Consider the following 11020-nt stretch of genomic DNA (forward strand, 5'->3'; position numbering starts at 1 on the left):
CCCTGCTCTCTCTCTCCTACAAGCAGGAAGCTGCCACGGAAATAGGGCGGCCCCGCATGGAACCGGAATTGTCCACCAGCAGCGTGACAACGGTGTCCCGGAATTCCGTGTCGCGTTCCTGCTTGTAGGAGAGAGAGAGCAGGGGGTTAACCACTACGCGGGAGAGACGGCCAGCATCAAGCAGACCCTCTTCCATATCAAATTCCCAGGACCGTGTTTGCTGCGCCATCAGACGGCGCTGCAGCTTGTTGGCCAGACGCGAGACCACGCCATGCAAGGTGGCCAGTTGCAGGTCCAGTTGATGGCGGAGACGGTTGAGTTCTTCCGGATCACACAGATCTTCGGCGCGAATTTCTTCGTCAAATGCAGTGGTATAGGCGTGGTAGGTCTTGGCGGTTTCGCCCGGCGGGGTTTCCGGGCGGTTGCCCGGCCCTGCGGCATCGCCCGTTCCTTCTGCGCCGCTGCCCTCGGTTTCCTCTTCCAGCATGTCTGGTGAGGCTTCACCACTTCCGGCCATCAGTTGAGGCTGTGGAGCGGCCTCGGTCGATTCTGGTTCGGCTGGCGGTGCGTTTTCTTCTGATTCAGGCGGGGATGCGTCATTCTCATCCTGACTATCGGCAGCGTCCGAACCGTCAGGATCTTCTTCCAGTTCGTCAGAAGATGTGTCTTCCTCCGTCAGGGCGCAGGCAGCCAGAAGCTGGCGGGATGTGCGGGCGTAAGCAGCCTGATCATCCTGATTTTCACTAAGCTTGGAAAGGGCCTGCAAAGCCTTTGGGGGAAGGGTTTCCCGCCATTTATGCAGGATACCCTGCGCTGCCACAGGGGCAGGTTCGCCCGTCAGATATTCGCGCGCCAGAAGCTCCAGCGCTACAGCGGGAGAAAGCTGACTGGGGTCAGTCATACGTTCAAGGCCGCCTTCACGGCAGTCCTGTTCCAGCCGCTCCCGCAGATTGGCGGCGACACCTTTCATGTGCCGTGCGCCTACGGTTTCAATACGCGCCTGTTCCAGAGCATCGTACACATCCCGCGCCATGCTATCGTCAGGCGTGCGGGATTTGTGCAGATCGGCGTCGTGATGTTTCAGCCGTAGCGCCTGTGCATCAGCAGCACCGCGAATACGCGAAATTTCGTCTTCCCGCAGATGGCGGGAGGGCTGCTGAAGGCGCACACTCCCCCCCACACTGAGGGGCGCGACCGGCATATTGCCCGTATGAAACGAGACATCCGTATCGCGTTGGCCGCCCAGTGCGCGCAGGGTAGCGGCTGTGGCCTGCTTGAAGGCGTCAATCCGGTTTTCCGAGTCTGACGCTCCCTGATTCCGGTTATGGCCCGGCGGTGGAGCCTGTGCTCCTCTCCTGCTGTCAGCCATTGAAAAACCGCTCTCCCTTCAAACTTCAGAAGCCCTTTTTAGGCAGAGGACTCGTGTTGAAGCAGCGTTGGTAATATTCCGCCACCATGTTGCGCTCGGCTTCGTCACATTTGTTGAGGAACGTGACGCGGAACGCAAAAGCTGTGTCCTTGAAAATCCGTTCGTTCTCAGCCCACGCAATGACCGAACGGGGAGACATGACAGTGGAAAGATCGCCCGCCATGAATCCTGCCCGTGTCAGGTTGGCAAGGGCCACCATGTTTTCAATGGTACCGCGGGCTGCTTTGTCATTCGGGTCAATGCCCAGGCGGGACAGCACAATACCGACTTCCTGCGTATGCGGCAGGTAATTCAGTGATGTGACAATGTTCCAGCGGTCCATCTGGCCCTGATTGATCTGCTGGGTGCCATGATACAGGCCCGTGGTATCGCCCAAACCGATGGTGTTGGCTGTGGCGAACAGACGGAACCATGGATGCGGCTTGATGACACGGTTCTGATCGAGAAGGGTGAGTTGCCCTTCAACTTCCAGAACGCGCTGGATCACGAACATCACATCCGGGCGTCCGGCATCATATTCGTCAAACACCAGTGCGCAGGGGTGTTGCAGGCACCATGGCAGCAGGCCTTCCTGAAATTCGGTCACCTGCTGGCCATCACGCACCACAATGGCGTCTTTCCCCACCAGATCAATACGGGAGACATGGCTGTCCAGATTGATGCGGATGCACGGCCAGTTCAGCCGGGCCGCAATCTGTTCAATGTGGGAGGATTTCCCTGTTCCGTGGAAGCCCTGCACCATAACGCGCCGATTGAAGGCAAACCCGGCCAGAATGGACAGGGTGGTATCGTGATCGAACAGATAGGCCGGATCAATTTCTGGCACATGCTCGGTGCGGAGGGAGAAGGCAGGGACCGTGAAGTCAGAATCAAGGCCGAACACTTCGCGGACCGAGACTTCGCGATCCGGCGCTGAAAGGGCGGAAATCGGGGGGAGGTCACCCGTGGAAGCCGGGCTTGCAGAAGCAGTCATTCTTTATCCGTCTGATTTTTAAGTGGGCTTTCCGGTCATGCGGCCAGATGCACAGAGCCCGGTGGGCAGAGAAGGGGATGCAGGATGGCACGATCAGCCAGCTTTTTCGAGACCCTCTCCTGCAAGATGTGATCTCACGATCGTAAAGGCAACGTTGATAACCTTGAGGCGTTCTTCCGCCTCACGATCTCCATTGTTTGTGTCTGGATGGTGCTTGCGGGCCAGCGAGCGGTAACGGGCCTTGGCTTCATCCATCGTGACAGGCCAGTCCAGACCCAACGTTGCCAGTGGTTCACGCAGGGCATCGGGGATATGCGGTCTGGCCGCCTGACGGCGACGTTCTGCGCGGGCACGACGATTCTGACCAAGAATATCCAGCGGATCAAGGATCTCTTCTTCATTGAAATTCTGGCTGCGGGGGCGGGCTGAACTCTGCCCAAACGCCCACGATGGCCGATCCCATGCGATATCGGCACGCAGATGCGCTTCGATCTGGCCGGGTGACATGCCTTTGTAATAGTCCCACCGGGCGTTATACTCCCTCACATGCTCGAGGCAGAACCAGTAATACTGGTTGAGCGTCTCACGCGAACGAGGGGCGCGATAACCGGCGGGTTTGTCACAATCGGGCATGTCACAGCAGCGCTGCGGGGCGTCCGGATCCGGATCGAACGCCCGATGACGGGTATTCCTTCGCTTCATCATCAGGGTTATGTGCGTCATGAACTGTTCTGTGCAAGGGGGAACGTATGGCTTCGCGTCGCAATTCTGCATCGACATCTGAGGCGAGTGGCGCACGGGCCTGCCGTGTGCGAGAGGCACTGACCGCCGCATTTGCGCCACAAAAGCTCGAAATTCTGGATGAAAGCAGCCGTCATGCTCATCATGTGGCCATGACAAGAGGACCAGAAGCCGGTGCGACGGAAACGCATTTTCGCGTTCTGCTGGTCAGTCGGCTGTTTGAAGGGGTGAGCCGCGTGAATCGGTCGCGCATGGTGCATGACGCGCTTGGTTATGAATTTGGCAGCGGTCTGCACGCTCTGGCCCTGACATTACGGACACCAGAAGAGGATGCAGCTCTTTCATGACCATTCTGTTTGACGGTTCTGCCAGTCGTCCCATGCGCTATGGCGTTTCCCGCCGCATCGCTCTGTTCGGGCCGCTGGCGTTGGCAGCGTGTGCCACAGGCCGAGTGGGCGCTCCCGCCGGGCAGGATGACCTTCACAGGGTTGAAGCCTATCTTCGCGCTGTGAAATTGCAGAATGTGCCCTTTAGCCAGACATGGCCCAATAGTACGACAGGCGGAGGCGTGCTGACATATCACGCAGGGTATCTCCACCTGATTTACACAGCCCCTCATCCCATGGATCTGGAGGCATCTGGCTCTCACGCCGTATTTAAAGACAGTCAGACAGGCTCAGAAACCCGTATGGGGCTGGCCCACAACCCGTTAGGACTTCTGATGGGCAATCCTTTGTCGCTCACAGGTGCTGTGACGGTGACGGACATTCAGAAGCCTGCCGGAATTCTTCAGGTGTCACTTGCGCGCACGGAAAACCCGTCTCAGGGGCTCGTTACCCTAATTTTCCGGGATGATGGTGCAAGGCTCGCTTTGTATGAGATCCGGCTTGTTGATGAGCGGCGCCGTACTTTGTTTATTCGTCTTGAAGAAGCGTAAGCGCTGAAGGGGGCTGACCAAAAACCGCCGTCCAGTTTTTGGCGAGGGCGGCGTCCAGTTGGGCAAAGGTCACCGGCAGGCCAAGTTTCTGAAAACTGGTGACCCCAAATTCCCGGATGCCGCAGGGCACGATGCCGTCAAAATCCGCCATGTCGGGGCACAGATTGATGGCTATGCCATGCCAACTGACCCAGCGTGAAACGCGCACCCCGATTGCGGCAATTTTTTCTTCCTGACCGCTTTGCGGATCAATGACCCACACACCGACACGTCCCTCCCGACATTCTCCTTTCAAGCCGAATTCTGCCAATGTGCGGATGATCCAATTTTCCAAGGCGTGCACATAGGCCCGTAAATCGCGCGCAGGGACCTGCCCGTGGGATTTTTGCAGATCCATCATGACATAGGCGATTCGTTGGCCGGGGCCGTGATAGGTCCATTGCCCGCCGCGTCCGGCATCATATGTAGGGTAACGGTGGGGGTTGAAGAGATCTGCCGGTTTGGCGGAGGTTCCGGCTGTATAAAGAGGGGGATGCTCAAGCAGCCAGACGCGTTCCTCTGCCTGCTGGGAGCGGATTTTCTGGGCAATATCCTGCATGCGGGAGAGAGCATAAGGGTAAGGGACCAGGTTTTTGCTGATTTCCCATAAAAAGTGTTTGTTGGTCATTGCCGCCTGATGTTGGTTCGGTTATAGGGCTTCTCACCAAACGGTATCGCTCTTTCGGTACTGGTTGTCACGGGGCGGCCGTGGCGGAATGGTAGACGCGCAAGCTTGAGGTGCTTGTGGGGGAATACCCCGTGGAAGTTCGAGTCTTCTCGGCCGCACCATTATTCTGATTTCCGGAAAAATTCAGCAAAAACCAAAAGCTGGTTTTTCCCGGAATCATGAAATTTCATGATTAAAATTATTATTTCAGTCTGAAAACGGCCCAAGTGCCATAGTCAGGCCTTTCTTTCTTTGTTTAAAATCCGCGTAATCTTTGTTGTCGCACCTGCGTTACCTCAGCCGGGAGTATGCCCGTGCATGGGGAGGTATTGTGCTGTCAGGCCTGATTTGACGGAATATGGTCTCTGATAGTACGGGTACCGTGGCGCATTTGTTACAACTGAACTCTTAATTCAAGGTGTCGTATTCGTGTCCAAGCCCAAGCCTTTACGTAAAGCAGTTCTGCCTGTTGCAGGACTGGGTACACGCTTCCTGCCGGCAACCAAAGCCATGCCCAAGGAAATGCTGACAGTTGTTGACCGGCCTCTCATTCAATATGCGATTGATGAAGCGCGTGAAGCAGGGATTGAGGAATTTTGCCTGATTACAGGCCGTGGAAAAGATTCCCTGATCGATTATTTCGATATTGCTTACGAACTGGAAGCAACGCTGCGTGAGCGTAACAAGGTAGACGCGCTGGAAGCCCTGAAGCCGAGTTCCATAGAAGCAGGGTCTCTGGTGGCGGTGCGCCAGCAGGAGCCGCTGGGGCTCGGGCATGCCATCTGGTGTGCACGGAGCTTTATTGGGGATGATCCGTTTGCCATTCTGCTTCCGGATGACATTGTGCAGGCCAAGACCTCCTGCCTGAAGCAGCTTGCCGATGCGTATTACCAGACAGGTGGCAGTGTTGTGGCCGTCACGGAAGTGCCGCGTGAACACACCAACCGCTATGGTATCCTGGATACCGGCAAGGATGATGGCCGTCTGGTTGAAGTGAAGGGGCTGGTTGAAAAGCCGAAGCCTGAAGACGCACCATCCAACCTGTCCATTATTGGCCGTTATATTCTCACCCCGGAAATCATGCCGCATCTTTCCAAGCTGGAAAAAGGCGCTGGTGGTGAAGTGCAGTTGACGGACGCGATGGCAAAAACCATTGGCGAAGTGCCATTCCATGGCCTGCGCTATGAAGGTCGTCGTTTTGATTGCGGCAACAAGATCGGCTTCCTTGAAGCTCAGATCGCATTCTCTCTGGATCGTCCTGATCTGGCTGACGATGTAAAGGGTTTCCTGAAGAACTATACTCAAAACCTTTAATGCTTTTTTCACACGTCTTTGATCCGAGCAGTCTCCGCGAATACGATATTCGCGGAATTGTCGGAAAGACGCTGACGACTGACGATGCTTTTGCCATAGGGCGGACTTTTGCCAGCATGGTCAGCCGGGCAGGCGGCAAGACGGTTGTGATTGGGTATGACGGGCGTCTTTCTTCACCAGTGTTGGAAACGGCGCTGGTGAAGGGAGCCGCAGAATCGGGTGTGGACGTGGTGCGGATAGGCTGCGGTCCCACCCCGATGCTTTATTTTGCTTCCATCATGTTGAAGGCTGATGGGGCCGTTATGGTAACAGGCAGCCATAATCCGCCCGATTATAACGGCTTCAAGATGGTGTTCGCCGGCAAGCCGTTTTTTGGAGCCCAGATCCGTGAACTGGGAGATCTGGCGGCGAAAGGTGATGTGGTTGCCTTGCAGGACGGTACGGTTCGTTCCGTAGATATTCGTGAGGACTATATCAGCCGTTTGCTGAAAGACTGGGATGGAGGCCAGACATCGCTAAAGGTGGTCTGGGATAACAGCAACAGTTGTGCCGGAGAGGTTCTGGAAAAACTGGTCGCGCGTCTGCCCGGTGAGCATACGATTCTGAATAAGACGATAGATGGTCATTTTCCAGCGCACCATCCTGATCCCACGGTAGCTAAGAACCTTGAGCAGTTGATTGCGGCTGTTCGGGAAGAAAAAGCAGATATCGGCATTGCCTTCGATGGCGATGCAGACCGTATTGGAGTGGTCGATAACAGGGGCGAAATCCTGTGGGGGGACCAGCTTCTGGTTCTGCTGGCGCGCGATGTGCTGAACGCTCATCCGGGTGCGACCATTATTGCGGATGTAAAGGCCAGTCAGGTTCTTTTTGATGAGATACGGCGTGCTGGCGGCAAGCCTGTGATGTGCCCTACCGGACATTCTCTCATCAAATCCAAAATGGCGGAAACGGGCGCGCTTCTGGCTGGCGAGATGTCGGGCCATATGTTCTTTGCGGACAAATGGTATGGGTTTGATGATGCCCTGTATGCAGCAGTAAGGTTACTGGGGTGTCTTGCTCGTCTTGATGCACCGCTCTCTGTGGTGCGGCAGACGATTCCTCAGTCTGTTTCCACCCCGGAAATTCGGTTCGACTGTGATGATGAGCGCAAGTTCAAGGTTATGGAAGACGTTGCTGCTCGTCTTCATCATGCCGGGGCAGAAATATCCGATATTGATGGTGTGCGCGTGACAACTCCGGATGGGTGGTGGTTGCTGCGGGCGTCCAATACGCAACCCGTTTTGGTGGCGCGTGCCGAAAGCACGGACGAAGCAGGCCTTGCACAGCTGAAAAGCGCGTTGACTGAGCAGCTTGCTCAGTCGGGAATAGCGCTGCCTGATTTCTCGGGGGCATGCGTAACCCACTAGCAGATGTGGGTAATTCAGCGGGTTCTGACTGACGCGAGAACGTGCAGGCCACGCCCTGTTGGTGGGCACGGTGTGCTTTCATTTCTTTCAAATGCTCTTTACGCAGTGGGGCTACCGTACTGGCTACGGGACTGCCTGTATTTGGATTTCGACAACGTGATGGTGTTTTGTTATATAGTGGACCTATGTTGTCCTCTTTAATTGATCCAGCAGGCCGCCGTATTTCCTATCTCCGGATGTCGGTGACAGATCGGTGTGATATGCGGTGCGTGTATTGCATGGCCGAAAGCATGACTTTTCTGCCGCGTGAGGATGTTCTTGATTTTGAAGAGCTTTTTCGCCTTTGCCGTGTTTTTGTAAAGCATGGCGTCAAGAGGCTGCGCCTTACGGGCGGGGAGCCTCTTGTTCGCAAGGATATAGGCGTTTTTCTGGAGCATCTGGGTCAGTGGTTGCATCACCCGCAGCAGGAAGGGGGGCTTGAAGAACTGACGTTGACGACAAACGGCAGCAGGTTGGCCCTTTATGCGGAAACATTGTTCAAGGCGGGTGTACGCCGGGTGAATGTGAGCCTTGATACGCTGGATGACGCACGGTTTTCGCAGATAACACGGCGCGGGAAGTTGGCTACCACATTGGAGGGTATTCGGGCGGCCCGAGCGGCAGGTCTGGCGATCAGAATCAATACCGTTGCCATGGCTGGCGTAAATGACGATGAATTTGATGACATGCTGGCGTGGTGTGGTGACATTGGGGCAGATCTTTGCCTGATTGAAACCATGCCGATGGGCGAGACGGGCGAGGATCGAACAGCAACGTACCTCCCGCTTTCCAAAGTAAAAATGGAACTGGCGCGACGTTGGACTCTGGAGTCTTTGCCAGACAGAACGGGTGGGCCAGCCCGCTATATGCGGGTTGCAGAAACGGGACGACGCATCGGGTTCATCACCCCCATGAGCCATAATTTCTGTGATAGCTGCAATCGGGTCAGGGTATCCTGCACCGGACGGCTTTATACCTGTCTGGGTCAGGAAGATGGTATTGATCTGCGCGAGATCATGCGCTCAGGTGGAGATGATGCGGCCCTTTTATCCGGGATACAGACTGCCATTGCGCTGAAGCCGCGCGGTCATAATTTTATGCTCGGCGCCAAGCCGGGAGAAGTTCAGGGGCCAGCCCGCCACATGAGTGTCACGGGCGGATAGCAACTCAGGGAGTTGTGTCCGACAACGTGGAGCTGTTCAGCGCCTCTTCCAGAGAATGGGTAAATTGTCCCGGCTGGAGAGGTTTGGGTTGTGATGGAGACGGGCTCCACGCTGTAAGAATGGCCATATGCAGCGGCATGGCAAAAGATCCGTCCTGATCTTCCTGTGTGGCGAGTTCTGCCGCCGCGGCCGGGAACAGCATTCGCGGTGGAATGGCGTGGCTGCGGAGCTTCAAGGCGTTGGTTTCTCCTGCAGCGCGTAAATCCTGCATCAGACCCGTAAGCGATCGGTACCGTAAATCCAGTTTCTCGGTATCCACCACAGGAAGAGCAAAGCCGGTGCGCTGAAGCAGATGGGCGCAACTCTGCTGTGTGGGCAAGGGGGAAACACGGGGGGAAACACCGTCACTCAGGGCTAGTTCGGCCATTTCCAGCGCCTGTTTGAGCGGACGCAATGTGGGCAGGATGGGAACGCTCGCCAGAAACAGCCCATCTGGTTTAAGGATCTGGCGGATCTGGCTTAGCGTGCCGGGAAGATCATTGATCCAGTGAAGCGACAGGTTGGCCACGACCAGATCAAAGCTCTGAGGTGCAAAAGGGAGCCATTCCTCATCAGCACAGACAGTTGGTACGTTTGCTGTGTGGGGAAGGGGCATTATGGTTTCGCTGCATACAACGTCCATACCGCGGGCCAGCAGACGCGGCGCGATAATGCCGCGTCCTCCCAGATCAAGGGCCGAATGAAGCGGGCGCGTGACATCATCCAGTCGTTCCAGCAAAATATCCGCAGCCGCGGTAAGAATGGGAGCAACCGTATGCTGCAAGCGTGCTGCACGTGCCTTGTGCAGACGCACGGCCTGCCGGTCAAAAATGATGGGAGCCTCCATGGTTTTATGGTCTGCGCCAGTCTTCGTGCTTTGCCAAGAGAGGATGCATGACATCTAGGGGAGGCCGAACAGGTCTGGCGCTTGGAAAAGCTATGCGCAGGATGGGCAAGGGTATGCTTGATGTGCTTTTCCCACCGTCCTGTCAGTTATGTGGAGGAGAGACGGAGGAATCCGGTGGGGTTTGTCCTTCCTGTTTTGGTCGCCTCGCGCCTGTCACGCAGCCTTTTTGCGTCAAATGTGGCGCACCGCAGGCAGCAGAGGCCTATTTGAACGCCAAAGGATGGTGTGCCGCATGTGAGCGTCATCCTCCGGCATGGGACTATGCACGCGCAGCTTTTTTGTATGACAAAGGTGCCAAAGATCTGATTTTGCAGATGAAATATGCGGACAGGCAGGAGAACGCCCGTTTCCTTGGCAACAGAATGTGGCGGGCAGGACGAACCCTTTTTACGGCTGATAGTCTGGTGGTGCCTGTTCCGGTTCACAGAAGGCGCCTGTTGAAGCGACGTTATAATCAGGCGGCTCTTCTGGCGTGGGAAGTTGCCAGACAGGCCGGGGTTTCCTGTCAGCCGGATGTTCTGGCCCGTACGCGTGCAACCTCGCGCCTTGCAGGGTTCTCACGCAAGGAACGGCATGAGGAAATGAAGCGCGCCATTGTGGTGAGGGCGCAGCGGGCGGAACTGATCTCGGGCAGGGCTGTTGTGTTGGTGGATGACGTGCTGACATCGGGAGCAACGGCCACCGCGTGTACTCATGCCTTGCGGCAGGCTGGCGCGCGCTCGGTCTCGGTGCTGGTGGCGGCTGAAGTGCCACTGCAAAAAGAGGTTGATCTGGACTTTCCGATATTGGAAACGACATGAAAGGGGCGATGCCGTATATGGCGGGCATCGCGCTGCGCAAAAACGCGCATTCTATAACTGAAACACAAAAGAGCGGGGCACCCTATGCCAGCCATTGAAATCTATACTCAGCCCGGATGTCCCTATTGCGTACGTGCCGTACAGTTGCTGCGCAGCAAGAATGTTGCGTTTCAGGAAATCAACGCCCCGCGCGGAACGCCGGAGCGCCAGCAGGCTTATGACCGCTCCGGTGGCAGCACAACAGTGCCTCAGGTGTTTGTGGGAGAGAAGGTGCTCGGTGGCTGTGATGATCTGATGCGGCTGGAACGCCAGGGAAAGCTGGATGAGGCGCTTGGGCTTGCGTGATGGTCGGGAGCGCGCATTCACCTGAGAAAGAAGGAAGATGATCTGTTATCGCTTGCAGTGTGAAAACGGCCACGCGTTTGAAGGATGGTATCGGGATAGCGCGACCTTTGTGCAGTTGCAGCAGAATGGTTTTTTAAACTGCCCTGAGTGTGGGACATCTGATGTCCGGCAGGCTTTGATGGCCCCCGCCATTGCCAAAGGCGGGAAGAGTGGCGGGG

General features: G+C 56.2%; 13 protein-coding genes and 1 tRNA gene. 9 read left to right on the forward strand and 5 right to left on the reverse strand.

Annotation, left to right across the window (positions count from 1 at the left end):
- Positions 1-16 precede the first annotated feature (16 nt).
- From AD948_RS01100 to AD948_RS01110, 3 genes are all read right to left on the reverse strand, one after another.
- On the reverse strand, positions 17-1369 hold the full coding sequence (locus AD948_RS01100; RefSeq protein ID WP_248845867.1) for a cobaltochelatase CobT-related protein: 1353 nt from the start codon (positions 1367-1369) through the stop codon (positions 17-19).
- A 25-nt stretch (positions 1370-1394) separates the two neighbouring features.
- Positions 1395-2402, reverse strand: a complete 1008-nt coding sequence (locus AD948_RS01105; RefSeq protein WP_006557648.1) for an AAA family ATPase — start codon at positions 2400-2402, stop codon at positions 1395-1397.
- Positions 2403-2495: 93 nt separating this feature from the next.
- On the reverse strand, positions 2496-3107 hold the full coding sequence (locus AD948_RS01110) for a J domain-containing protein (RefSeq protein WP_081473519.1): 612 nt from the start codon (positions 3105-3107) through the stop codon (positions 2496-2498).
- Between the two features lie 44 nt (positions 3108-3151).
- Between AD948_RS01110 and AD948_RS01115 the strand changes: the two genes are divergently transcribed.
- Both AD948_RS01115 and AD948_RS01120 read left to right on the forward strand, forming a co-directional pair.
- On the forward strand, positions 3152-3490 hold the full coding sequence (locus AD948_RS01115; RefSeq protein ID WP_061470323.1) for a BolA family protein: 339 nt from the start codon (positions 3152-3154) through the stop codon (positions 3488-3490).
- The gene (locus AD948_RS01120; RefSeq protein ID WP_248845868.1) at positions 3487-4080 is read left to right on the forward strand and encodes a LolA family protein; all 594 of its coding nucleotides are present in this window, start codon (positions 3487-3489) and stop codon (positions 4078-4080) included. Before AD948_RS01115 ends, AD948_RS01120 begins: the two co-directional genes overlap by 4 nt.
- Here the strand turns inward: AD948_RS01120 and lipB are convergent.
- A complete protein-coding gene (gene lipB, locus AD948_RS01125; protein WP_061470324.1) occupies positions 4058-4747 on the reverse strand; it encodes a lipoyl(octanoyl) transferase LipB in 690 nt (229 codons plus the stop codon). The two genes, AD948_RS01120 and lipB, sit on opposite strands and share 23 nt — an antisense overlap.
- A gap of 74 nt (positions 4748-4821) precedes the next feature.
- Between lipB and AD948_RS01130 the strand changes: the two genes are divergently transcribed.
- The 4 genes from AD948_RS01130 to moaA all read left to right on the forward strand — a co-directional run bounded on the left by AD948_RS01130 (position 4822) and on the right by moaA (position 8711).
- A tRNA-Leu gene (locus tag AD948_RS01130) sits at positions 4822-4908 on the forward strand.
- Positions 4909-5215: 307 nt separating this feature from the next.
- Entirely contained in the window at positions 5216-6100 is an 885-nt protein-coding gene (gene galU, locus AD948_RS01135) for a UTP--glucose-1-phosphate uridylyltransferase GalU (protein WP_006557643.1), read from the forward strand.
- Positions 6100-7509, forward strand: coding sequence for a phosphoglucomutase/phosphomannomutase PgmG (gene pgmG / locus AD948_RS01140; protein ID WP_061470325.1), 1410 nt, complete (start codon positions 6100-6102; stop codon positions 7507-7509). The genes galU and pgmG overlap by 1 nt, the downstream gene beginning before the upstream one ends.
- A gap of 185 nt (positions 7510-7694) precedes the next feature.
- Positions 7695-8711: a GTP 3',8-cyclase MoaA gene (gene moaA / locus AD948_RS01145; RefSeq protein WP_061470326.1), complete on the forward strand. Its 1017-nt coding sequence runs from the start codon at positions 7695-7697 to the stop codon at positions 8709-8711.
- Positions 8712-8715: 4 nt separating this feature from the next.
- Here moaA and AD948_RS01150 read toward each other — a convergent pair whose 3' ends face one another.
- On the reverse strand, positions 8716-9597 hold the full coding sequence (locus AD948_RS01150) for a methyltransferase domain-containing protein (RefSeq protein ID WP_061470327.1): 882 nt from the start codon (positions 9595-9597) through the stop codon (positions 8716-8718).
- 47 nt (positions 9598-9644) lie between these two features.
- Here AD948_RS01150 and AD948_RS01155 point away from each other — a divergent pair, with 47 nt between their 5' ends.
- The 3 genes from AD948_RS01155 to AD948_RS01165 all read left to right on the forward strand — a co-directional run.
- Positions 9645-10457 (forward strand): ComF family protein, encoded by an 813-nt coding sequence (locus tag AD948_RS01155; protein ID WP_061470328.1) that lies wholly within the window; start codon positions 9645-9647, stop codon positions 10455-10457.
- 84 nt (positions 10458-10541) lie between these two features.
- The gene (gene grxC / locus AD948_RS01160) at positions 10542-10802 is read left to right on the forward strand and encodes a glutaredoxin 3 (protein WP_061470329.1); all 261 of its coding nucleotides are present in this window, start codon (positions 10542-10544) and stop codon (positions 10800-10802) included.
- A gap of 37 nt (positions 10803-10839) precedes the next feature.
- Positions 10840-11020: DUF1178 family protein (locus AD948_RS01165; RefSeq protein ID WP_156478880.1), on the forward strand; the 181-nt coding region annotated here is incomplete at its 3' end.

The sequence above is a fragment of the Acetobacter senegalensis genome (assembly GCF_001580995.1).
Classification (GTDB): Bacteria; Pseudomonadota; Alphaproteobacteria; order Acetobacterales; family Acetobacteraceae; genus Acetobacter; species Acetobacter senegalensis.